We start from the raw sequence: 23,307 nt of genomic DNA on the forward strand, positions 1-23,307 counted from the left end.
GCGTCATCCGCACGTGGTGCCGTTGTTCCCTATCTTACCTGCTTTTGAACAATGTTTTCTGTTTGACGTGCCTAGTCCGCATTTTAGACAGTCAAACACGCAGCGGTTCAGCGCGCCGTTGAGGCGGGGAATAAGCCTCTGACGGGCGCATAATGGGAGCATGAGTATTTTTAAGAAGAAAGAGTACAGCGCTGAGCGCTCGGCTACTCGCATGGCTCGCGCCCTCGCTGTGATGGGTGCGCTGCACTTCATCATCCCGGAACCCTTCGACTCGATTGTGCCGAAGTACCTGCCGGGTCCTGCCCACGCGTACACTCACGGTTCGGGTGTAGCTGAGCTGGGCACCGCTGCCCTGCTGGCTAATGATAAGACCCGCCGTGCTGGTGGCCTGCTTGCGGCTCTGCTGTTTGTTGCGGTGTTCCCCGCGAACATTCAGATGGCTCTGGATGCGCGTAACCAGTCCACTCAGCGTAAGGCTATTGCGTATGGTCGCCTGCCCCTGCAGCTGCCGATGATTTGCAGCGCTCTGAAGATTTGGCGTAAGTCGAAGTAGTCGCTTTGTTCGTTAGGAACGGCACCTCAGTGTTTTACACGTAAAACATTGAGGTGCCGTTTACCTTAACATACCCGTTATTAAGCTTTCCGTAACCAGCATTGCCTACACTGGAACTAACACGCCACCTGTCACAGCGGCAGGTGTACAACCTTTGGAGAGAACAATGGGCACTCTTATTGGCACCATTATTACCGGCGCAATTATTGGCGCGATTGCACGTTTCTTCATGCGAGGCCGCCAGAATATTTCGCTTCTTTGGACCATTGTCTGCGGCGCTATCGGTGCGGCTATCGGCAACTGGGCGGCAGTTCAGCTGGGCGTTGCCGTAACGGATGGCATCGACTGGATGCGTGGGATTCTTTCAGTCTTCGCGGCGATGCTGACCATCTCCCTGTACCTGGGTATGACCGGCAGGAAGTAACAATCCGACCCTTTGAGGGCTCGCGGAGTCCCTCATGTACAAAGGCGGCACCTCCCCTAGCGTGAGCTAGTGCGGGAGGTGCCGCCTTTTCTGCGCCTCACAGGAGGCGTTACGTCTTCTTGGTTTATATCGCCTTGGTTTATGCCTTCTTCACCACGGAGGACTTCAGGTACATCTGGCCTGCGCCGGGGACCTTCGCCTCAATGTCGTGGCCGTTGACGGGGGATTCGAGCAGGCGGATGCCGCGCACCTTGGTGCCTGCCTTGATGTCTGCGCCGCCCTTGACCTTCAGGCCCTTGACGATGGTGACGGAGTCGCCGTCGACGAGCTCGTTACCGACGGAGTCCAGAACCTTGGTGCCTGCTTCTTCTTCGGTTTCGCCTGCTGCGGTGCGTTCCCATTCGTGGCCGCACATGGGGCATGCCCAGAGTTCACCCATTTCGTAGGTGTAGTTTTCGTTGCATTCGGGGCAGGCGGGTGCTTCGATTTCGTTGAGGTTTTCGCTCATGGTTCCTTCTTCGATCTGTGCGGATGCGCCGCTCCCCTGTTTTCGCGGTGTTACTGCGGTGGTGCTGCGGCGTGTGGGCGCGCGTCAGCCAGGCAAGGGGCGCGACGATGGAGGGTTGCGAGGATTCTCGCATTCGTGCTGACTATACCATTTAGCGGGCGTGAACCGCATGTGTGGGGCTGGTTTTTGCCGGTCTTTTGGGGTGGGTGCGGGGCGTGGGTGAAGCCGAAAATAAAATTTGCATGGTTCGTGCGTAATATTTTGGTTGGAAGGTGATTCTGGGTGGCCGCGGCGTGTAGAGTACTTAGAGTATTTGTACGTTTTGAGTAGTGAAAGGCACGGCTTCATGAAGCTTTCTGCACGTAACCAGTTCGCTGGCAAGGTTGTTGAGATTACTGAGGGTGCGACTAACGGCATCGTTAAGATTGAGATTGCTCCGGAGGTTGTTATCTCTGCGTCCATCACCAATGAGTCCATCAAGGAGCTGGGCCTGAAGGTTGGCGAGACCGCTTACGCAGTTATCAAGGCTTCCAACGTTATGGTTGGTGCTGACCACTAATCCCGGTCAACAAGACTTACGCCCGGTAGCTGCCTAGGCAGCTCGTAAGGGTGAATAGAGCGGGGCCCCGCACTACGGTTTGTAGTGCGGGGCCCCACTTTTATATTTTTATCGCTTAGACGTTGAAGCGGAACTCCACCACGTTCGGTGTAATTCGACGTTTCAAGGTAAGCGGTACCCTACGAGGAGGGGTCCTCCTTCCACGGCCCAATTTCCGTGGCGGCCGCTTCTAATTCTTCCCCGTAGACTTCCCACAAATCAGGACGCTTTTCACTGATCCATTCGAATCCCTGACGGACATCAACGTCATCAATTCCCCAGCCCCCTATGCGATCCGATTTAGGTACTGATTTAATTGCGAAAGCTAGATTTTGAATCATCCGCATCGCTAGATGACTATCAGCATCGGCAGCCCATCCAACCGCTCTGATGAGCCAGGCAGCTGTAGCAGTAACGCTGTCGGTCGAGCCCTCAATTTCCCACCGATCAAACGAGCGTAGGACATCTCGATGTAGCAGATAGGCAAGAGCTTGGGCAATCTCCCCCTTCAACTCTTGCGATTCATCCGCGCTCAAAGTCGAATCTCCGGGTTCCGGTTCCATATCTTTGACCGCAAGAAGGGCACCTGTCAGAACATTCAGTTTAAGACCACCGGGAGCCCGGGAATCAATCCTCTCAACCGCATGAAGAAGAGGACTCGCTACCTGGGGAAGAGTATTAACCAGTTCCCGGTAGAAGACGTGACCTGGACGTTGCTTTTCTGCAGTCGGTCCCGTAACAAGTTCGACGATACGTGAGACCTCAACCTTAGATCCCTGTCTTGTTACTTCCGCAATGAATTTGAGCAATCCAGGATAGGGCCAATAGCCGTCCCCTTCTGCATAACGACGTTCAAGCCCGTCAACATAATTACTCACAGCGGCATCAGTCAGGTTATCTTGCACTTTCACACCGGTGGACGTTCCAGGAAGCGCAATAGCAGGATTGGCGCGGAGATGATTGAGGAGGAAATCCCAATCTGCTCCCTCATACTCACGAATCTCCTTCCAGAGCGCTTCCAGATACCTGGGGTCTGAGGCTTGAGTAACGGTTCCCAGTAGTGCATCGCGTCGCTGGAGCTGAGAAACCGACGTTAGACTAGCGAGGAATTCAGCTTGCAACTCGCTGTCACGTTTTGCTTGTTCGCTATCACGTTTTGCCTGTTTATCTCCCATCTTCCATAACACAATGGAGATGCTTGCAGTGACCACCAAGGATGCTACAGCGACCACAAAGGATGCAAAACCCAAGAGAAGCGTCGGGTCATCCCACGACCATTTAGCTAAAAAAGATTCCCACCATCCGGGCATTTCTTATCCTTTCTTATTCTTAGACGTTGAAGCGGAACTCCACCACTTCACAGCCATAAGCTAGTATTACTTTTCACTGAAGATATTATTTTGATTCTAAAATTACGATTCACGATCATAAATCAGAATTTCGTTCATTCTCGTTAACGTAGACCAGAAGACTTGTCACAAGCATGAGCGCCTGGAGGTCTTCGGTACAATGGGTTCGTTATTCTCTTTATTTATTTCATTATTTACAGACGTATCCGCCTCCCGTATCTCCTGATTTGAGAATTATTACAAATTCAGCTTGCGCTTAAAGGGTACAGAAAATCCGGTGACAGTGAGATGAATTTCGTCATCCCTCCGTCACCGGATTCTCAAAGTCCTATCGACCAGTCAGATTTAGACGTTGAAGCGGAACTCGACCACGTCGCCGTCCTGCATGATGTAGTCCTTGCCCTCCATACGGACCTTACCGCGAGCCTTCGCCTCCGCCATGGAGCCAGCCTCATCCAGGTCCTTGAACGACACAACCTCAGCCTTAATGAAGCCACGCTCAAAATCAGAGTGAATCACACCGGCAGCCTGCGGCGCAGTATCACCCTTGTAAATGGTCCAGGCGCGAGCCTCCTTCGGGCCGGCAGTCAGGTAAGTCTGCAAACCCAGGGTCGAGAAGCCAACGCGCGCCAGCTGGTCCAGGCCGGACTCATCCTGACCGTTCATCTCCAGCATCTCGCGAGCCTCCTCCTCAGACAGCTCAACCAAATCAGCCTCCAGCTTCGCATCCAGGAACACAGCCTCAGCCGGCGCCACCATATCGCGCAGCTCCTGCTGCTTCTCCTCAGACGCCAGAATGCCCTCATCCGCGTTGAACACGTAAATGAACGGCTTAGCGGTCAGCAGGTTCAGCTCCTTCAAGTGAGCCAGCTCCAGCTTCTCGTCCTTCGCGCGAGAAATGATGGTTTCGCCATCCTCCAGGATCTTCTGCGCAGCCTTGTAAGTCTCCAGCTGAGCGGCGTCACCCTTCTTAATCTTCACAGCCTTCTCCAGACGCGGAATAGCGTTCTCCAGAGTCTGCAGGTCAGCCAGAATCAGCTCAGTGTTAATGGTCTCCATATCGGATGCGGGGTCGACCTTGCCGTCCACGTGAATGACATCCGGGTCATCAAACGCACGCACAACCTGCGCGATAGCGTGCGCCTCACGAATGTTCGCGAGGAACTTATTACCCAGGCCCTCTCCCTCAGAAGCGCCCTTCACAATACCCGCAATATCAACGAACGAAACAGTCGCAGGCAGAATACGCTCCGAACCAAAAATCTCAGCCAGACGGTTCAGACGCGCATCCGGCAGGTTCACCACGCCCACGTTCGGGTCAATGGTCGCGAACGGGTAGTTAGCCGCCAGCACAGTGTTGCCGGTCAGAGCGTTGAACAGGGTGGACTTGCCCACGTTAGGCAGGCCAACAATGCCGATAGTTAGAGCCACAAGTTTTCCTTCGAATCATGTGCCGCCATACGCTCAGGATGCGCCGCGTACGTGATGCGGCGGGTGCGGGCGGGCACAGGGCGAAAATGGTGCCCGCTTCCAAGCGCGACACCGTCAGTCTCAGGAAGAAACGGGTTCGGGGCGCCTGCGGGCATAGACACTACCATTCTATCGTGTTCGAGCAGGAGCCGCCCGTGTTGATGAGAGCAGGGAGCTAAAGCCAGCCGTTCTCCGTGGCGATACGCACCGCATCCTGACGAGTCGACGCACCCGTCTTCGCCATTGCAGCCGACAAATAATTACGCACCGTACCCGCCGACAAAAACAACGCCGACGCAATCTGCTGAGCCGTACCACCCGACGCCGCCTCACGCAGCACCTGCGCCTCACGCTCCGTCAACGGAGAAGCACCCGTCACCAAAGAATCCGCCGCCAACGACGGATCCACCACACGCAACCCCGCATGCACACGACGAATCGCCTCCGCCAACTGGCGAGCACCCGTATCCTTCACCACGAAACCACTCGCACCAGCTTCCAGCGCACGGCGCACATAACCCGGGCGGCCAAACGTCGTCACAATCAGCGTACGCACCGGCTCACCCGACTCACTCACCGCACCCGCATCACGCAGCGCCGCAGCCGCCTCGATGCCGTCGGTCAGCAGGGTGCCGGGCATCTGCACATCCAGCAGCACCACGTCCGGCTTCAACAGGGCAACAGCGCCCAACACCTCATCGCCGCTACCGACCTGGCCCACAATTTCCAGGTCAACCTCCAGGCCCAGCAGGGCGGCAAGAGCCTCACGGATAAGCTGCTGGTCATCAGCGAGCAGAACACGAATCATAGGAGCCTCCCTGGGGTGAAGACGGGGCAGAAAATAGCGGGCGGAACAACCACCGTGAGAGGTTGCCTACCACCACCATACAGGGGCAGGTAGCTCCCCCGTCCAGGGCGCGGCGCCATGTTCCACAATCTACAGCAGCGAGGTGTCGCCGTCCATGCTCACGCGGATGCGCGTACCCACCCCACCGCCGGGGTTTTCCGCCAGCCACTGCTCGGGTGCCGGCTCAATCACCACGCTACCGCCGGACGCCGCCACGCGCTGAACCATGCCCGTCAGGCCGTTACCGCGCGCATCGCCAGCACCCACACCGTTATCGAGGATATCCAGGCCGGTTGCGCTCAAGCGCACCCGCGCCGCGTTCGCGCCCGAGTGGCGCACCATGTTCGTGACCGCCTCACGCAGCACCCAGGAGAACAGCTTCGCGTTCACACCAGCCACCGCGAGCGCACTCTGAGCATCCGGCAGTTCGGCGCGAATACCGGCGGTCTGCAGGGCACGACCTGCACCCTCAATCTCACCCGAGAAGTCAGGCACGCGCAGGCGCGTCACGGTCGAACGCACCTCCGCCAGGGATGCGCGAGACAGCTGCGCGATCGCCTCCATTTCGGCACCGGCGCGGGCGGGGTCAATCTCCAGCAGACGCTGCGCCAGCTCCGCCTTGAGGGTGATGACGGTCAGGGAGTGGCCCAGCACGTCATGCACGTCGCGGGCAATCTCCTCGCGTTCCTCGGAGAGCGCCAGGGATGCACGAGCTACGTCCGCGCGTTCGCCGAGCTCAATCAGGTAAGAGAAGCCCAGAAGACCCAGCAGCGGCGCGCCGATAAAGAGAGCAATGCCTCCGTGAGAGGAGAAATCGAAACCGCTCACAGTAACGAATGTCAACCAGCAGATTGCGCCCATCGACGCCGCGACGGTCAGTCGCAGACGGTACGGGGCAATCGTGCCAAAAATCCAGAACGCCACAAAGTACATACCGAAGCCCAGCAGAATTACGTGTATGTCACTCGGGGTCAGCACCGCCATACCTACCAACGGCAGAATCATCAGCACCGTCCAGATGACGCTTCGACGCACCGTGGAGGCGACCGGCACCAGCCACGGCACCGCGTACGCCGAGCAGTTCACCACCGCGAACAGCGCAATCAGCGCCACACCGGTCCAACGCACCGGCGCCAGTTCCGCGGCGGTGAGGAAGCTGTCCAGCGGCATGAGCAGAAACACCAGCCACGGGGCGCTAAAGCCCAGCGCCAGCCAGTTCACGCTGCCGCGGCGTTCGCGGTAGAGGAAGCGGAAGCGGTTCTTGCCCAGGGTGCGCTTCGCGGCGGAGGGTGCCGCCTCGTTCTCTGCGTGGGGGTGTTCGTTCGGGTGGGTGTGGGTTTCGGTCATGGTTCTAGCCTAACGTGCGGGTGCCGCGGGTGCAGATACCACCGGTGCGGCGGTGTTAGTAGGGGCTGTGTTAGTAGGAGCAGTGTGAGTTGGATACGGCTTCCGCCGCAGCCTCGGGATTCAAGGCTACGGCGGGAAGAAGCATTTAGCGGCGGGTTGCGCGGCGCATCAGCAGGGCAGAAACACCCAGGAAGATAGCAGCCCACACGATGAGGCTCACCACGGCGTACCAGAGCGGCTCGGTCACGAGCCAGTCCGCACCGCCCGAGATAATGGTCTGACCTGCAGAGAAGGGGTAGCGGGCAATCTCAGCGGCACCGTACAGCGGGGTGAAGCGGGCGTACTTCAGCAGGTCGGTGCTCAGCGGGGAGAACACGGTACCGAAGAAGCTCATAATCACCAGCAGACCGTTCGCAATGGACACGGCGTTCTCGTTACGAATCAGCAGGCCCATCATGATGCCGTAGAAGGCGAACACCAGACCGCACAGCACCGTCAGCGCGCCAGCGGCAAGCTGCTGGTTCACGGGGATTTCAACGCCGGTAAACATGCCCACAATGTTCACCGCAATCACCGGCACCGCAGAAATCACCAGGGCGGTCAGCGACTTCGCACCCAGGTACTTACCGGTGGTCAGCGGGGTCAGCGCCAACTGGCGGTTCCAACCGCTGGACAGCTCAGCGACGGTGCTGCCGCTAATCGCCACGGTGTTCTGCACGGCGCCGTACAGCGCCATGCCAATCATGACGTACGCCGCTACGTTGCCGTCGCCCATCGGCTGGGAGGAGTAGTCCTGCATCGCGCCGAAGAGCAGGAAGAAGACGATGGGCAGTGCCACGCCGAAGAAGAATCGGTCGGTCGAGAGGATAGAAGCGCGGATGTCGTAGAGTGCGTAGCGGAGCATGATGTTTTCCTTGAGGTGTGTAGCGGCAGTGTGCGGTGTTGAGGCTGCGTGGTGTTGAGGCGGTCTAGTGTTTAGGCTTCGGTTGCCTTGGAGGCGGCGGCCTGCTCAGTCAGCAGGGTGAAGGACTCGTCCAGGGAGGGCTTGATAACCTCCAGGTCGCTGATGCTGTAATTGTTCAGCAGAGTGCGCAGTACCTGCTCAATCTCCAGTACTGAGATGCGGTGGCGGTACCCGCCGGACTCTTCGGTCACCTCAACCGGCACATCCAGGTCGGTGATGGGCGCGGGGGCGAGGAAGCTGAGGTGGCGGTGGCCGGTCAGGGCGCGAATCTCGTCGGAGGAGCCGTCAGCGATGATGGAGCCGGATTCCATGAGCACGATGCGCTGGGCGAAGTTCTGTGCTTCTTCCAGGTAGTGCGTCGCAAAAAGAATGGTCGTTCCACGCTCGGCGATGGCTTCCATACGCTCCCAGAAGGTGCGGCGCGCGTTCACGTCCATGCCGGCGGTCGGCTCGTCCAGGATTAGCAGTTCCGGCGAGTGCATGGTCGCCAGGGCGTAACGCAGGCGCTGCTGCTGACCGCCCGAGCACTTGCCGACCTTACGCTTCGCAATATCGGTCAGGTCGGCGCTGGCGAGTACCTCGTCCACGTTGATGGGCTTGGGGTACAGCGCCGCAATCATCTCGACCGTAGCGCGAATCGTGAGGTCCTTGAGCAGGCCACCGGTCTGCTGAACCGCACCGAGTAGACCGGCGCGTGCTGCCTCGGAGGCGCTGCGACCGAAGACGCTCAGCTCACCGCCGCTGGGCTGGGTCAGACCAAGAATCATGTCGATGAGGGTGGTCTTGCCTGCGCCGTTGGGGCCGAGCAGTGCGATGATTTCGCCGCGCTTGACGGTCAGGTCAATCGAGTTGACGGCTACGACTTTACCTGCGGCGCGGGTGGTGAAAACCTGGCTGAGGGCGCGGGCGGAAATAACGGTTTCTGCGGTATTGGGCTTGCTGTTCTGAAGTGCTGCGGTGTTCATGTTTCTATTACACCGCCGGTTTTCGCACCGCTGCGGTACAGAGTGTCATGACCTGCACATGACAAATGTCATGAGTTCGTGGAGGGGCCGGTATGACGAGGCATTTTCAGCAGCGGAGGCGGTCGCGCGAAGCGGGGGCTCCGGCCTCAAGGCGCCAGTGTCAATCGTTGTTGGAGCGCCGCAGAGGGGGGCACTACCCCAGCAGCGGAGGTGGTCACGTGAAGCGGGGGCTCCGTCCTCAAGGCGCCCCAGCGCCGCAGAGGGGGGCACTCCCCCGCGCAGCGTGACCACGAAGCGGCGTAAGCGCCCTACCCGCGCGTCCCGCACATCAGACGCAAAAATCCCCGCATCCGCTCCCATGCGGGAGAAGATACGGGGATTGTTAAGCTCTCTTGAGCAAGCCTTTAGCGAGTGGGCTTTGCGCCGCGGCCACCGAGCTGGCGGCCTACGTTCTCGTCATTCTTCAGGGCGGAACGCAGTTCCTTCGGCAGGGAGAAGAGGATGTCTTCCTTCGCGGTCTCGACCTCTTCGATGGTGCTGTAGCCGTACTCGGCAAGCAGTGCCAGCACCTCCTGAACCAGCACCTCGGGCACGGACGCGCCGGAGGTCAGGCCCACGGTTGCCACACCCTCAAACCAGGACTCGTCGACCTGGTGTGCGAAGTCCACACGCTCGGCGCGCTTGGCACCGTATTCGAGGGCTACTTCCTTCAGACGCACGGAGTTCGAGGAGTTCGCGGAACCCACCACGATGACCAGGTCGGCGCGCGGAGCGATCTCCTTGATGGCGCCCTGGCGGTTGGAGGTTGCGTAGCAGATGTCATCCGAGGGCGGGTCCTGCAGGGACGGGAAACGCTCACGCAGACGCGCCACGGTTTCCAGGGTCTCATCCACGGACAGGGTGGTCTGAGAAATCCAGACGACCTTCTCCGGGTTGCGGACGGTCACCTGGTCCACCTCGTCGGGCGAGTTCACGATCTGGATGTGCTCGGGCGCCTCACCTGCGGTGCCTTCGACCTCTTCGTGGCCGGTGTGACCGATGAGCAGAATGTCGTAGTCCTGCTTGGCGAAGCGCACAGCCTCGCGGTGCACCTTGTTCACCAGCGGGCAGGTCGCATCGATGGTGTTCAGCGAGCGCTCACCGGCAGCCGAAACCACTGCGGGGGACACGCCGTGCGCCGAGAACACGGTCACGGAGCCTTCGGGAACTTCGTCCACTTCATCAACGAAGATTGCGCCCTGCTTTTCCAGGGTTTCCACCACGTGGCGGTTGTGAACAATCTGCTTGCGCACGTAGACGGGCGCACCGTAGTGCTCCAGCGCCTTCTCGACAGCAATCACGGCACGGTCAACGCCGGCGCAGTAACCGCGCGGGGTGGCGAGCAGAACCTTCTTCTCACCGTTGACGGGTGCGGCGGCTTCAACGTCGGCGCGGCTGCGGCGCTCGCGGGGTACGGGCGGCAGGCCCAGGGCAATAGTTTCAGTGGACATGGTTACTATCCTACGTTGTTCGGACTTTTAGTGTGTGATGACTGTGGCACCGCTCGCAGAGCTACGTCCCAGGGCGATGAGGCGAATCAGAATACCGAGCAGTAGGGCGAGGATTGCCATGACCAGCCCGTAGCTTGCCGCCGCTTTCAGGTGCCCTGTCAGGGACGGGGCGAGCTGGTTCCATACCCCGGTAATCAGCGCCGTTCCGGCGGTGCTGTGGCTGGTAATTCCCAGGGATTCGGGGCTCTGACCGTTCAGCCAGGCTGCCGCGCCCCAACCCAGCAGGGCGTAGAGCAGAGCCGTAACCACCGGCACCAGGATGCGGTGCCTGGGCGCCAGCAGCGTAGCCAGCAGCAGGCTCAGCACCGCAATGATGGTCAGCGGCATGGTGGACTTGCCCAGCGCGGCGGCACGGTTAATGCCGGCGTGCAGGAACCACTCCTGCTGGCCTTGCTGGTCCTGGCTACTACCGTCCTTCACCCGGTCAATGTTGAGGGTTTCAGGGCCGAGCTTCGTCAGGTCCGGGTCGAAGGAGCCAATAGAGCCGACCTTCGCGTCCAGCGCACGGTAGAAGGGGGTGAGCACGATAACGGCGGGACCGTCCTGGTGCTCAAGGTTGTAGCGGCGAGTTTCCTCGGCTATTTCCTTCCAGAGGCTTCGATATTCTTCAGTTTTTGACAGCTCAGCCGCGGAACGGTTGAGCATGGAACGTATGCCGTCTTGTGTCGGCTTTACAAGAATGGAGTATAAGCCGCTTTCTTTGGTGCCGTCGAGGAAGGTTGTCATAGCCTCGGACTTCATGAGGTCTTCGACCGCACCGTCAGCGATGCGCGAGGCGAGCTGCGAGTCCTCCGCCAGGTTGGAGGAAATCTGCGAGAAACCACGCTCTGACATGAGCTTAGAGTTCACCCAGGCGCCCGCGGTCGCACCCAGTCCGGTCACCAGTGCCAGGGCGCACAGCACGACGGTCAGGAATCTGCGCAGACCCGCCGCGAAGGGAGGCTCAGGGGCGGCCTGCAACTCAGCTTTGGTGGGGGCTGCGGCGTGACCGAGCGTGCGCGTGGGCTGCAGCAGGGTGGTGTCTTCATCCGCTGTGTAGTAACCGCCCTTGTGGTACCCGTCCGTGCGGGTAATCCTGGTGTCCACGACTCGGGTCGCATCCGCCGGGTAGTTCTGCGCGCCAGTACCCGCCGCAGACGAAGCCGCGGCGGTATTGAGGGCGTTGTTCTGATGTGCTGACTGATCGGGTGAGCGCATGAGCCTAGGGTACCCGCTCACACTGTTCAAAGCCGATTCAGACCCGCCGAATGCGCCAGTAGCTAAGTTCCGTCTGCACTCCGTGCAAGCTCCCCGATTCGCCCCGGCTGACCTGTGGGCGGGCGCATAACCAACCAATCAGGGACAATAGAGGGTATGAACTTCTACAACCCCTCCGCAGGGCAGCCGGCACCCGCACTGGTGGTGCCGCCCGTGCACGAGCGGCAGCTTCCCGGGAAGTCTCAGGAAACCACCGCCACCAACCCCTGGCCCCTCGCCCTGCTCGCGCAGAACCTCAAAAACTACGTAGACAAGGTTCCCGAGCTGTGGGTGGAGGCGCAGGTCGCCTCCCTCAACGGCCGCGGCGGCAACGTCTTCATGGAGCTCAAGGACCTCAACGAAGATTTCTCCTTCACCCTCGCGCTCTTCGGGCGTGCCGGTAGCGGTCTGGCGGCTGATGTGACCGTAGGCGCTCGCATCGTGACCCGCGCCAAGCCGAGCCTGTGGAAGAACGGCAAGCTCTCCCTCATCGGCAAGGAAGTGTACGCGGTCGGCACCGGCAACCTGCACGAGCAGTTGCAACGTCTGCGTGAGGCTCTCGCCGCCGAGGGGCTGTTCTCTGACGCGCGGAAGAAGCCGCTGCCCATGCTGCCGAACAGGGTCGGTCTGATTACCGGCCGTGATTCTGACGCGGAGAAGGACGTCATCCGTAACGCCTCCCTGCGCTGGCCCGGAGTGACCTTCGAGGTGCGCAACACCCGCGTTCAGGGTGAAGGCGCGGCGGCTGAGGTCATTGCCGCCCTCGCGGAGCTGGACGCCCACCCGGAGGTGGACGTCATCGTCATCGCCCGAGGCGGCGGCTCCTTCGAAGACCTGCTCCCCTTCTCCGAGGAGGCGCTCATCCGCGCCGTCGCGGCAGCCACCACCCCGGTGGTCTCGGCGATTGGTCACGAAGCTGACTCCCCCATCCTGGATGCGGTCGCCGATCTGCGCGCCTCCACCCCGACCGATGCGGGTAAACGCATTGTGCCCGATATTTCGGAGGAAACCGCCCGCATCACCGAGGCGCGCGCCCGCCTGGACCGTGCGGTGCTCGGCTACGTGGGCATGCAGATGAACTACATTGCGCAGCTGCGTAGCCGCCCGGTGCTCACCCACCCAGAGTCCTCCCTGCTCATGCGTGTGGAGGAGCTGAGCCAGCTACGCGAGCGCGCCCACCGTTCGGTGCAGCACCGCCTGGAGCGTGAGTCGGCTACCCTGTCGCACACGTTGGCGCGGGTGCGTTCGCTATCGCCGGCGCAGACGCTGAACCGCGGCTACTCCATCGTTCAGGATGCCACGGGCGCTATTGTGCGTGACGCCTCGACGCTGAGCGAGGGCGAGCAGATTACGGTACGCGCGGCGGCAGGTTCGGCGCAGGCGACCGTGACCTTCACGAATCCCTCGAACATCTCCTAAACCTCAAACACCTCAAGTTTTACCCCCAGTTTTTTACCCCTGAAAGGTTCCTCAATGAGCGAGAACATTAGCTTCAACAGCGCCGAGCTGGGCGCACCCGTCGAAACCCTCGGCTACGAGCAGGCACGCGCCGAACTGGAGCAGGTCGTGCGCCAGCTCGAGTCGGGCGCCAGCGACCTAGAAACCTCCATCGCACTGTGGGAGCGTGGCGAGGCGCTTGCCGCCCGCTGCGAGGCGTGGTTGCAGGGCGCGCAGGAGCGCCTGAACGCGGCACGTGGTGCACAGCAGGGCGGTCAGGAGACCCCGGCAAACTAAAGCCGTTTCCAGCACCCCCTGGCACATATCGCCCGGGCGCATCCACGCTCCGCTAAAAATAGCCTGCCCCGCAGCTCATCAGAACTGCGGGGCAGGCTATTTCTGTCTCTCACAAAGCAGAGGCGGCCGTAAAGCTCGCTAGTGCTTCTGCTTGTAGTCAGCCATGAAGTTACCCAGACGCTCCAGTGCACTGGTGAGGGTCTGAGTATCGGGCAGGAACACCAAGCGGAAGTGGTCCGGGTCCTTCCAGTTGAACGCGCGGCCGTGGCTGAAGAGAATCTTCTGGCTCTTCAACAGGTCCAGGGCGAACTGCTCGTCGTCGGTAATGTCGAAGCGCTCAATATCAATCTTCGGGAACAGGTAGAGCGCGCCGTCCGCGCTGGTGCAGCTGATGCCGTCAATCTCGTTGAGCATCTTGTGCGCCAGGGTGCGCTGCTCGTACAGGCGGCCACCGGGAACAATCAGCTCGTTAATGGACTGGTAGCCGCCGAGCGCGGTCTGGATTGCGTGCTGTGCCGGAACGTTGGAGCACAGACGCATCGAGGCGAGCAGGTGAATGCCTTCCAGGTAGCTTGCTGCATCCTTCTTGGGGCCGGTGATAGCGACCCAGCCGGCACGGTAACCGCACACGCGGTATGCCTTGGACAGGCCGGAGAAGGTCAGGCAGAGCACGTCGTCGCCGGTGAGGGTTGCCATGTTGATGGCTTCAGCACCGTCGTAGGTGATCTTTTCGTAGATTTCATCGGAGAACACGACCAGGCCGTGCTCGCGTGCCAGGTCCACAATCTGCTTCAGAATCGAGCGCGGGTAGACGGCACCGGTGGGGTTGTTCGGGTTAATAACCACGATGCCCTTGGTGCGCTCGGTAATCTTCGACTTGATGTCTTCGATGTCCGGGTACCAGTTGTTTTCCTCGTCGCACAGGTAGTGCACGGGCTTGCCGCCCACCAGCGCGGTGGATGCGGTCCACAGCGGGTAGTCGGGCATGGGGACCAGGATTTCGTCGCCGGTCTCGCAGAGCGCCTGCAGGGTCATCGGGATCAGCTCAGACACACCGTTACCCAGGTAGATGGAGTCGGTGTCGAGGTTCATGATGCCGCGGTTCTGGTAGTGCTGCACAATGGCGGTACGTGCCGAGTAGAGGCCGCGGGAATCGGAGTAGCCCTGGGTTTCGGGCAGGTGACGAATGATATCCATCATGATGGCATCCGGCGCCTCAAAGCCGAAGGGTGCGGGGTTACCAATGTTCAGTTTGAGGATGCGGTGACCCATCGCCTCCATGCGATTGGCCTCGTCCAGAATGGGGCCGCGGATGTCGTACAGGACGTTGCTCAACTTTGAGGACTGACGGTACTTCGTCATGATGATTTACTTTCTAGGGTGATCCAAAATGAATTGTGCTGCGTCATCATCTGCGATGGGGTTGGAACCGCTAGTCAGACGCAACAGGAACGAGAGGTTACCCGTGTCTAATGTAGATGATACGCGGTTAATCGCCGTACGGGCGCTATCTGGCAGGGTACGACGGATAATGGGCACCAGCTGTTGCTGCAAAAGTGCCGTTGAGGGGTCTTCCAGGGTGACCAGGCGGTTATCGTCAATTGCCGAGTCGCAGCTGTGCAGCAGGGTCACCTGCACGGTGTCTGCGGTGAGGGCGTTGACGCGCTCGGCGGGGTCTTCCTGAATCTTCGGGTCGTGCACGCGGTAGCGGTAGAGGCTACGCAGGGAATCCACGCCGTAGGTGCCGCTGGAGTACCCGGTCGGAATGGAGAACGCCAGGGAAGACTGCACCTCGCGCAGGTTCGCGAGGGAGTTGAGCTTGTGGCGGGCGCTCACGGCGCGGGTGGTGACCAGTACATCCTTGTTGGTGGCGTTAGCGCCGTTAAGGAGCATGAGCTCTTCGGGCAGGATGCGCGAGATGGCGTTGGTCATGTCGGTGGTGCTCATGGCGCGCAGGTTAATGGGGTCTGCGGAGCGGGTGGAGCTTGCGGTGGGGCTCGCGGTTGCGTCCTCAGCATGCGCGGAGGCGGCGCTCTCCTCCGCGGTGGGGGTGACGGTGGGCGCGGGCGGCAGGGTCACACCTGCGGCGGCCGCAGAGGCACTCACGGAGGCGGCGATGCGTTCGTTCTGGGCGGCGGCGGGGCTGATTTTTCCGTCGTCGGTCAGGTAGAGCAGCAGGTCGCCGCTGTAGTCAATCACCAGGTCCAGTGCTTCCGCGGTGGCGGCGGTACCGGTTTCCTCGTCGTCGGGCAGGGTTGCGGTGGGGGTGGCTGAGTTCGCCGAAGGCACCATGAGCCCACGCAGGGCGGCGGCGCGGCTGTTGTCGGTGTCAACCAGTTCGACGGTGTAGCCGACCTGGCGCAGGGCGCGCGCGTACACGTGCGCTACGGCGCGCATCTCACGCAGGGCACCGTAACCGATGCGCAGGGTGCCGTAGCTGGACGCGGAGGGGTCCACGTGCGGGGTCGTGTCGTTGCTACCGCAGGCGGCAAGAATCGGCATGAGCGCCAGGGAGGTGAGCGCCGCACGACGGGTGATGGTCAGTCGGTTCATTAGGGGAGCTTCCGTGCGTTCTCGTCGGCAAGAAATTCGCGGTATTCGCGTGCCCAGCTTGCGGCGTTGGAGTAGCCCATCATGGAGGCGACCTCATCGATGAGAGTGCCGTAGCGGATGGTATCCAGCTCTGCGATGGGCACCCAGCGTGCCGTGTCGGAGGAGCCGTTAACCTCGTGGCGCAGTTCGCCGGTGACAATGTGGGCGCGGAAAACCACCCGCAGGGCGCAGAAAGGCAGCGCCTGCGGGTCCTTCTGGGTCGAACGCACGGGGAAGTGCCCGGCGTGCACGCCCAGAATATCTTCAATGGCGACGCTGTAGCCGGTCTCTTCGAGGGTTTCCCTCAGCGCGGTTTCGTCAGCCTGTTCACCGGGTTCCATGCCGCCACCGGGCAGGGACCAGAGGGGGCTGAGCGCGCGGTCTTCGGGCACCCAACGGGTCATGAGCAGCTTGCCCTGCTCAATGATGACTGCGTAGGCTGCGGGTCGAGTTTCCATTGCTAATGCCATGGTTTGATTTTACCGTCTATCGTTCTTTAGCGTTTCTTGCCGCGGCGTGCGCTGGCGGCTTTGGCGGACTGTCGAGCGTGCTGGCGTGCGTTGCCGTTTTTCTTGGCGTTGGCACGTTTCTTATCGCGTGCTTCGCGGCGTGCGTTGGCGGCTCGTGCCTTCGCTTTCGCCTTCGCCTTTTCGGCGGCGACGCGTTCAGCACGTGCCTGTCGGGTTTCGCTGCCGCGGTCGCTGGTTGCGGTGCGTCCGCGCACAATACCGATGAAGTCCTGCAGGAGCGCTTCAAGCTCTTCGCTGCGCGGCTCACCCTTGGGGGCGCGCGGCCACACCAGGTGCACCGGGTAGGTGTCCAGACCCGCAACGGGGCGGTAGGTGAGGTCCTTGCGGTGGTAGAAACGCGCGATGGACATGGGCACAATGTACAGACCCACACCGGCGGCAACCAGCTCGATGGTTTCCTTATCGGTCAGGCCCTCGGGCACGATGCGGCCAGCGCTCTCACGCCATGCGCGGGAAACTTCCTCATAGGCGGGAATATCGGAGGCAGGCTGCAGCAGGAACTCCTCGGCAAGCTCCTCCACGGGCACCTCGTCGAGCACGGTGAGCACGTGGTCCACGGGCAGAATGACCACGGGTAGCTCCTCGTAGAGGCGGATGCTGTGGTACTTCTCGCCGTCGGTGCTTGCCGGTTCGCGGTCGGGGCGCACAATGCTCATGTGCGCGAAGGGATTCTCGGGCACGTCCTTACGCTCGATGGGTGCGTGCTCGGTAGCCTCAGCGCTATCCTCAGCGGGCGCCTCAGCAGTATTTTCTCCTTCTGCCGCCGATTCAGGGGCAGGATCAATCAGGCACAAATCCTGGTGTAGGGAGTCCAGGCCGCGCGCCTCACGCACGGGCACCTCCGCCAGCTGCACGCGGTCGCCGTAACGCTCATGCCAGCGGTTGAACCACTTGCCGGGCATAATCGCGGGCACGTAGCTGATGCGCAGCATAGAACGCTGCAGCACGGGTACGGGCAGAGCCTCCGGAGTCTGAATCATTGCCAGCTGCTCGGGGTGCAGGTACACGCGGGTGGGTGCCTCGGCGGGCGCTTCGTTCTCTACCTCGCCGGTAGTGTTTTCGGGCGCGCTCAACTCGGCGTTGGGTTCGGTGAGAGCAGGCTCGTTGAGGGGCTGCTCTTCGGGAGTACCTGCGGTGGAGGATGCGGTAGAAGTCATCCCTCCACGCTAGCACAGATTAGGAGCGGGCATTAAGGTCGGTAAACACCCATCCCGTGACGGTAGGGGCGGTGCTGCTGGGGCGCTGTGCCCTGCGGTGAAAGAGAGGTCCCCTCCCCCGTTCGCGGAGAGAGGCTGAGGTTAAGAGAGGTTGAGGCTAAGAGGGTTAGTGCTCGGCAACGTCCTCAACGGGTTCGCGGTTAATACGGCGTTCGCGGATCTGGGCGGCGACCACCAGTACCGTAACCACAACGGCGAGGGCGACGGGGAACATCCACGGTTCCAGGCCGAGCGCGGCAAGCAGCGCAAAACCGAAGCTGGTGTAGATGCACGCCCACATGAAGGTTCCGGCGAGCATGGCGGGCACCCAGCGGCGCAGCGGCATTTTCGTGAAGCCGGTCGTGATGATGACGGCGGTCTGCAGGCCCACGGTCAAAAAGCAGAGGGGCACGGCGATAACGCCCCACCGGTTGATGAAGGCGCGGGCCTTGCGGTAGAGCGGGCTGTTCATCGCGTTGCGGATGCGGGCGAGGCGGGAGCCACCCTCAGCGGCAAGCGCTCCGAGGGCGTAGACGATGCTGGTGCGGACAATGCCGACCACCCACATGAAGAGTAGGGCAACCTCAAACGGAAGTGTGTTAAACCATTCTTTCACCCGGATATTCTCTCACGGACCAGCAATATTGACCCGCTTCGAGGCTTCTTGTTCAGGTACCGGAGGGGCTCAAAAATTTTTTTAAACTTTTTTCATGGAAGGGTATCGCCCCGTTTCGCCTGCAATGGCGCGGATTTCACTTAGGTCAGCCTTAGTTTATTGACGAAATGTCGCTATTTTCGGTTTGTAACACCCAAAGGAATTAGGTTATATTTTTATTACCGAATAGGGCAGGCCTTGTGGGAAGGCCTTCCTAATCGGTCTAGAAGACTTTCTTCCTGTGTGTGATGCTGGAAAAGGAACCCCATGGACGGGGTTCCTTTTCTTTTTAACTGCTCCCCCCCCCCAGGCATGCAAAAACCCCGACAGTGTGAACTGTCGGGGTTTTATTCACATCTAGAGCAGGGTCTACTTCTTACCCTGGTTCTTGTCCTGGCGGTGCAGAGCGCTCAGCGGCTTGGGCAGCTGAACCGGGTTCCAGGTGTTGCTCACTGCCTCAAAGGAGGAGCCAGCACCGGGGTGACGGTTCATCGAACGAACACCACCGCTCGCCGTAGCACCGGTCGAGAGCGCCGGGTCGTTCAGGGACGCAATATCCAGAGCATCGAACTCGGAATCATCCAGGACGTCCGGCAGAGGAATCTCTTCGGGAATCGGCTGAGCAGCAGGAGCCTGATGCGCGGGAGCCTGAGCAGCAGGTGCCTGGCGGACGGGCGAACCGTCACGCAGAGCCTGGCGAGCCACCGACTGAGCCGGCTGAATAGCCGACTGCTGTGCGGGAGCCTGCTGAACAGGAGCAGGTTGCGCGGGCTGAGGTGCTACCGGCTGAGTAGGAGCAACAGGTGCCTGAGCGGACTGTGCAGGCTGAGCGGGCTGCGCAGACGGCACGGACTGAATGCGCTGGGGCTGAACAGGCTGGGACTGTACGGGCTGGCTCGGAGCTACCGGAGCCTGTACTACCTGCTGAGGCTGTGCCGCAGTACGCGGTGCAGTGGAGGAAGCAGCAGAACCGCTCTCCTGGTCAAAGAGCACGCTTCCGCGGCGAATCGGCTGGAAGCGGCTCGGACGCTGCTGGCGGCGCTCCTGACGGTGACCCGCGGGCGCCTCCACCGGGCGGGCAGAACGGGCAGGTACGGGACGACCTGCGTGAGAAGATTCAGATGCTACAGGCGCTTCTGCCTGAGCTGCTTCTGCCTGGTGTGCCTCTTCAGAGGAGTCCACCGCAATGTGCGCGCGGCTCGGGCGCGCCGCCTCACGGTTCACACCGCGCGCAGGCTTGCGGGTAGCGGCCTCACGGGTTGCGGGGCGAGCCTCAGGCTCAGGCTCTTCAGTAGCTTCAGAATCTGCACCCTCGGCAGTCGAGTCTTCTACCGACTCGGAAGCGTCATCGTAAGCTTCTTCGCCGTCGGACTCTTCATACGCCTCAGCGTCAGTACCCTCGGCATCTTCTGCTTCTGCCTTGGCGCGGCGCTCATCGCGGCTCGCCTTGACCTGGTTAGAGACAGACTCCAGCAGACCAAAACGGCTTACAGCCCATGCACCGCCGGCAAGAATCAGGAAGAGAACAGCCCAACCCCACGCCAGAACGCCAAAGAGCGCCAGAAGACCGGTCACCAGGGCAAGCACGCCCAGACCAGCCGCAACCAGCAGGGCGATACCGCTCGGGCTCGAGGTATCAAAGTAGGACAGCGGCGAGGGCTTCGGCTCCTCCACCACCGGAATTTCATCGGTGTAGGGAGCAGTCGGGGAAGAATCGCGAATCTGCGAAATAGAAGCCGTATCCGGGGCAGGCTGAACGGCATCCTCTACAGCGTGGGAGGAACGGGAAGAAGCCTGGGGAAGAGCGGAAGAGGGCAAGGAAGTACCCGGCGCCACCGCGTGATCGGAAGACTGGTACGCCTCCGACTCATTCAGCAGCACGCCGGCAGAGGCGAGAATATCCTCCGCGGTACGCTCGGCACTGATCAGGGGACGCTCGGGCTCCACGGAAGGACCAGCGGGCGCGCGACGCAGGCTCCTGGGCACAAACCACAGCAGCAAAATCACGGTCAGAATTACCAACACACCCGAGGTGTTCAACAGCGTCATATCAGGTCGCCCTCTATCGTCCCTTTATCCCTAGACTTTAATCATACCCTTATATTCCCGATGCTTTCCATAAGCGGCAAGAATCGGGCTGGATATGCGCATATACCCCAGAAGGAATATGCGCACTACGACGTCGTCGCGTCCCTGCACAAGACACACTCTGGACCCTCACCCAGCAGCACGCCACACGCATAACGGACACGAACGACGCAAAGGAAGGCGCCCTCCCATGGGGGCTAAAACGCCCCACCGGAAAGAACGCCTTCCTCAGCGTGGTTGGTATTTATCGGTTGCCCTCATCAGAGAGCGGATGCAGAGTAATTAGCAGTTCTCTGCAACAAAGTCCTTCAGCCATGCGCGCAGGTCGTCACCGAACTCGGGACGCTCAGCAGCAAGAATAACGTTTGCCTTCAGGTAAGACAGCTTGTCACCGGTGTCGAAACGGCGGCCGGAGAAGACCACACCGTAGACGCCTTCGCCTTCACCCTCGCCCTGAGCCAGGGTCTGCAGAGCGTCGGTCAGCTGAATCTCGCCGCCGCGGCCCGGAGCGGTGTTCTCCAGAACCTCGAAGACCTTCGAGCTCAGAACGTAACGGCCAATCACAGCGTAGTTCGAGGGAGCCTCATCAGCAGCAGGCTTCTCAACCAGGCCGGTGATCTTCACGAAACCGTCTTCGCCCTCAACAGCCTCAATAGCAGCTGCGCCGTAAGCGGAAATAGCCTCGCGAGGAACCTCCATCAGGGCAACGACGGAGCCGCCGGTGCGCTCCTGAACCTCCACCATGCGGGAGAGCAGGTCTTCCTTCTCGTCAATCAGGTCATCGCCGAGCAGAACAGCGAATGCCTCGTCACCAACGTGGCGCTTTGCGCGCAGAACAGCGTGCCCCAGGCCCTTGGGGTCACCCTGACGCACGTAGTGCAGGTCGCCACCGAGCTCATTGGTCTCAACAACAGATGCTAGCAGGGCGTCCTTACCCTGCTCAGCGAGCTGCTGCTCCAGAACGGGAACGCGGTCGAAGTGATCCTCGAGAGCACGCTTGTTACGGCCGGTAATCATCAGAACGTCGTTCAGACCGGCACGGATTGCTTCCTCCACCACGTACTGAATCGCGGGGCGATCAACGACGGGGAGCATTTCCTTGGGGGTTGCCTTCGTTGCGGGCAGGAATCGGGTGCCCAGACCAGCAGCAGGAATAACTGCCTTAGTAACAGACTTAATTTCAGTAGCCATGCCACAAGAATACCCTAAGTTGTAAAGTACTTAAGGCGATTTATCGCGACTATGACATGAAAAAATCTTCAACGTGACTAACTGCATATCCGCGCAAGTACATTCTTCGACGTGCAAAGAAAATGCGCCCCGCAGAACTCAGCGCTATTTTTCTCAAACCCTATACTAAAAAGTGGAATCTACAGCCCCGGCAGAATCGGGTATTTTCGTAGCCTACAAGGATGTTTTCGTCCTTACTCGCGGATACCTCTCAGCCCGGGAATAACACATCTCCCTTCCCTCTACGGGACGCTCCCCCTTCACCCGCAACCCGCAACGACGATGGGACACACCATGCACCTCAACACCACCCCCGCCACCAGCAACTCTGACGCCGGTGCCAGCGCAGACGATATCTCCCTAGACAAAGACATTCTCCGCTCCCAAATCCGCCCGCGCCGCCTCACCGCACGCAGCCACCGCGGCGAACACGGCCAGCAGCAGATGGAGGAGCTCTTCACCGCACACATCCTCGAAGCAGTCGCACAGCGGGTCCACTCCCCCGGTATCATCGCGGCGTACCTGCCCACCAAGTCCGAACCGCCCATCATCGAGGCGCTAACCCGCCTGCACAAGGACGGACACCGCATCCTCGTACCCGTCGTACGCCCCGGTCGCAAACTCGCCTGGGTGCACTGGGACCCCACCGTTGAGCACCCGCTCAGCCCCATGGGTATCCCGGAACCCGAAGGTGAAGAGCAGGACTCGCAAGCTTTCGTTGATGCCGACCTGCGCCTCATCCCCGCACTCGCCTTTGACGCCGGCGGGCACCGCCTCGGTCAGGGAGGCGGCTACTATGACCGCATTATCCCCCTGCTCAGCGACCAGCAGCTGGAGGAGCAGAGCATCGGTATCGTCTTCAGCGACGAAATCTACGAGGCTGTCCCCTACGACCAGTGGGATGCTATTCTGCCGGTCATCCTCACCGAGCAGGGTATCTACCGCACCCGTTAGCAGGTCTAAAAGTACCCAATTCTCTCGTACCCGCTTCACCCCTGATTGACACCCCGAATCTTTATGCAAAAGCACAAAGATATGCGGGACACACCCACAAAATCACCCAGGAAAAAGGCAAAAAGAAACCAGAAATAGCTTTTTGAGAAGAAAACGCAAATAGCTCCCAACGTTTCAAAAGCGGTACACTCAAACCACGTTAATAAACCATCCCAGCGAAAACGGATACAGAAGGACAAAATGCCGGTCTACGTTTACCAGTGCAAGAATTGCAACCACGTCTTTGAGCAGCGCCAGTCCTTTAGCGACGATGCACTGCGCGTCTGCCCGCAGTGCGGCGAAGAAACCCTGCGCAAGCGCTACAACACCGTCGGCGTGACCTTCAAGGGTTCCGGCTTCTACAGCACCGACAAGGGCAACTCCTAAACGGGGTTCCACACCAGCCAAAACGAGGGGCGGGGCAACACAGGTTGCCCCGCCCCTCGGCGTTTAAGAAGCACTCCCCCGCGGGAAGACA

General features: G+C 60.5%; 23 protein-coding genes. 7 read left to right on the forward strand and 16 right to left on the reverse strand.

What is annotated here, in order from left to right:
• Positions 1 to 160: 160 nt before the first annotated feature.
• Both RWL87_RS00725 and RWL87_RS00730 read left to right on the forward strand, forming a co-directional pair.
• Positions 161 to 553, forward strand: a complete 393-nt coding sequence (locus tag RWL87_RS00725) for a hypothetical protein (protein ID WP_294631994.1) — start codon at positions 161 to 163, stop codon at positions 551 to 553.
• A 166-nt stretch (positions 554 to 719) separates the two neighbouring features.
• Positions 720 to 977 carry a GlsB/YeaQ/YmgE family stress response membrane protein gene (locus RWL87_RS00730; RefSeq protein ID WP_313968579.1) on the forward strand — a complete coding sequence of 86 codons (258 nt, stop codon included), beginning with the start codon at positions 720 to 722 and terminating at the stop codon, positions 975 to 977.
• 139 nt (positions 978 to 1,116) lie between these two features.
• Here RWL87_RS00730 and RWL87_RS00735 read toward each other — a convergent pair whose 3' ends face one another.
• A complete protein-coding gene (locus tag RWL87_RS00735; RefSeq protein WP_070690950.1) occupies positions 1,117 to 1,485 on the reverse strand; it encodes a zinc ribbon domain-containing protein YjdM in 369 nt (122 codons plus the stop codon).
• Positions 1,486 to 1,831: 346 nt separating this feature from the next.
• On the opposite strand from RWL87_RS00735, the gene RWL87_RS00740 reads away from it, so the two are divergent.
• The gene (locus RWL87_RS00740) at positions 1,832 to 2,044 is read left to right on the forward strand and encodes a molybdopterin-binding protein (RefSeq protein WP_005505155.1); all 213 of its coding nucleotides are present in this window, start codon (positions 1,832 to 1,834) and stop codon (positions 2,042 to 2,044) included.
• Between the two features lie 179 nt (positions 2,045 to 2,223).
• On the opposite strand, the gene RWL87_RS00745 is transcribed toward RWL87_RS00740, so the two are convergent.
• From RWL87_RS00745 to RWL87_RS00780, 8 genes are all read right to left on the reverse strand, one after another.
• Entirely contained in the window at positions 2,224 to 3,393 is a 1,170-nt protein-coding gene (locus RWL87_RS00745) for a hypothetical protein (protein WP_313968580.1), read from the reverse strand.
• A 384-nt stretch (positions 3,394 to 3,777) separates the two neighbouring features.
• Positions 3,778 to 4,863 (reverse strand): redox-regulated ATPase YchF, encoded by a 1,086-nt coding sequence (gene ychF / locus RWL87_RS00750; RefSeq protein WP_313968581.1) that lies wholly within the window; start codon positions 4,861 to 4,863, stop codon positions 3,778 to 3,780.
• A gap of 214 nt (positions 4,864 to 5,077) precedes the next feature.
• Entirely contained in the window at positions 5,078 to 5,710 is a 633-nt protein-coding gene (locus tag RWL87_RS00755) for a response regulator transcription factor (RefSeq protein WP_313968582.1), read from the reverse strand.
• 129 nt (positions 5,711 to 5,839) lie between these two features.
• Positions 5,840 to 7,096 (reverse strand): histidine kinase, encoded by a 1,257-nt coding sequence (locus RWL87_RS00760; protein WP_313968583.1) that lies wholly within the window; start codon positions 7,094 to 7,096, stop codon positions 5,840 to 5,842.
• A gap of 145 nt (positions 7,097 to 7,241) precedes the next feature.
• Positions 7,242 to 8,000 (reverse strand): ABC transporter permease, encoded by a 759-nt coding sequence (locus RWL87_RS00765; RefSeq protein WP_070688555.1) that lies wholly within the window; start codon positions 7,998 to 8,000, stop codon positions 7,242 to 7,244.
• 71 nt (positions 8,001 to 8,071) lie between these two features.
• Positions 8,072 to 9,025 carry an ABC transporter ATP-binding protein gene (locus tag RWL87_RS00770; RefSeq protein WP_313968584.1) on the reverse strand — a complete coding sequence of 318 codons (954 nt, stop codon included), beginning with the start codon at positions 9,023 to 9,025 and terminating at the stop codon, positions 8,072 to 8,074.
• Between the two features lie 404 nt (positions 9,026 to 9,429).
• Positions 9,430 to 10,515 carry a 4-hydroxy-3-methylbut-2-enyl diphosphate reductase gene (locus tag RWL87_RS00775; protein ID WP_049341830.1) on the reverse strand — a complete coding sequence of 362 codons (1,086 nt, stop codon included), beginning with the start codon at positions 10,513 to 10,515 and terminating at the stop codon, positions 9,430 to 9,432.
• Positions 10,516 to 10,542: 27 nt separating this feature from the next.
• Positions 10,543 to 11,772 (reverse strand): dehydrogenase, encoded by a 1,230-nt coding sequence (locus tag RWL87_RS00780; protein WP_313968585.1) that lies wholly within the window; start codon positions 11,770 to 11,772, stop codon positions 10,543 to 10,545.
• A 156-nt stretch (positions 11,773 to 11,928) separates the two neighbouring features.
• Between RWL87_RS00780 and xseA the strand changes: the two genes are divergently transcribed.
• Both xseA and RWL87_RS00790 read left to right on the forward strand, forming a co-directional pair.
• Positions 11,929 to 13,230: an exodeoxyribonuclease VII large subunit gene (gene xseA / locus RWL87_RS00785; RefSeq protein WP_313968586.1), complete on the forward strand. Its 1,302-nt coding sequence runs from the start codon at positions 11,929 to 11,931 to the stop codon at positions 13,228 to 13,230.
• Positions 13,231 to 13,284: 54 nt separating this feature from the next.
• Positions 13,285 to 13,545 (forward strand): exodeoxyribonuclease VII small subunit, encoded by a 261-nt coding sequence (locus RWL87_RS00790; protein WP_313968587.1) that lies wholly within the window; start codon positions 13,285 to 13,287, stop codon positions 13,543 to 13,545.
• A 138-nt stretch (positions 13,546 to 13,683) separates the two neighbouring features.
• On the opposite strand, the gene RWL87_RS00795 is transcribed toward RWL87_RS00790, so the two are convergent.
• From RWL87_RS00795 to galU, 7 genes are all read right to left on the reverse strand, one after another.
• Entirely contained in the window at positions 13,684 to 14,907 is a 1,224-nt protein-coding gene (locus RWL87_RS00795; RefSeq protein WP_294643817.1) for a pyridoxal phosphate-dependent aminotransferase, read from the reverse strand.
• 6 nt (positions 14,908 to 14,913) lie between these two features.
• Positions 14,914 to 16,098: a glycine betaine ABC transporter substrate-binding protein gene (locus tag RWL87_RS00800; RefSeq protein WP_313968588.1), complete on the reverse strand. Its 1,185-nt coding sequence runs from the start codon at positions 16,096 to 16,098 to the stop codon at positions 14,914 to 14,916.
• Positions 16,098 to 16,595, reverse strand: coding sequence for an NUDIX domain-containing protein (locus tag RWL87_RS00805; protein WP_044150240.1), 498 nt, complete (start codon positions 16,593 to 16,595; stop codon positions 16,098 to 16,100). The genes RWL87_RS00800 and RWL87_RS00805 overlap by 1 nt, the downstream gene beginning before the upstream one ends.
• A 38-nt stretch (positions 16,596 to 16,633) precedes the next feature.
• Complete coding sequence (locus RWL87_RS00810; RefSeq protein WP_313968589.1) at positions 16,634 to 17,824, reverse strand: LysR substrate-binding domain-containing protein; 1,191 nt, start codon at positions 17,822 to 17,824, stop codon at positions 16,634 to 16,636.
• 166 nt (positions 17,825 to 17,990) lie between these two features.
• Complete coding sequence (locus RWL87_RS00815; protein ID WP_313968590.1) at positions 17,991 to 18,479, reverse strand: hypothetical protein; 489 nt, start codon at positions 18,477 to 18,479, stop codon at positions 17,991 to 17,993.
• A gap of 408 nt (positions 18,480 to 18,887) precedes the next feature.
• Positions 18,888 to 20,567: a hypothetical protein gene (locus RWL87_RS00820; protein WP_313968591.1), complete on the reverse strand. Its 1,680-nt coding sequence runs from the start codon at positions 20,565 to 20,567 to the stop codon at positions 18,888 to 18,890.
• Between the two features lie 321 nt (positions 20,568 to 20,888).
• Positions 20,889 to 21,797, reverse strand: coding sequence for a UTP--glucose-1-phosphate uridylyltransferase GalU (gene galU / locus RWL87_RS00825; protein ID WP_070642885.1), 909 nt, complete (start codon positions 21,795 to 21,797; stop codon positions 20,889 to 20,891).
• Positions 21,798 to 22,130: 333 nt separating this feature from the next.
• Between galU and RWL87_RS00830 the strand changes: the two genes are divergently transcribed.
• Together RWL87_RS00830 and RWL87_RS00835 are read left to right on the forward strand one after the other, a co-directional pair.
• On the forward strand, positions 22,131 to 22,790 hold the full coding sequence (locus RWL87_RS00830) for a 5-formyltetrahydrofolate cyclo-ligase (RefSeq protein ID WP_246827248.1): 660 nt from the start codon (positions 22,131 to 22,133) through the stop codon (positions 22,788 to 22,790).
• Positions 22,791 to 23,030: 240 nt separating this feature from the next.
• Positions 23,031 to 23,216 carry an FmdB family zinc ribbon protein gene (locus tag RWL87_RS00835; RefSeq protein ID WP_005505091.1) on the forward strand — a complete coding sequence of 62 codons (186 nt, stop codon included), beginning with the start codon at positions 23,031 to 23,033 and terminating at the stop codon, positions 23,214 to 23,216.
• Positions 23,217 to 23,307: the final 91 nt, after the last annotated feature.

Origin of the sequence: uncultured Rothia sp. (assembly GCF_963555405.1) — a bacterium.
In the GTDB taxonomy this organism is placed as follows: domain Bacteria; phylum Actinomycetota; class Actinomycetes; order Actinomycetales; family Micrococcaceae; genus Rothia.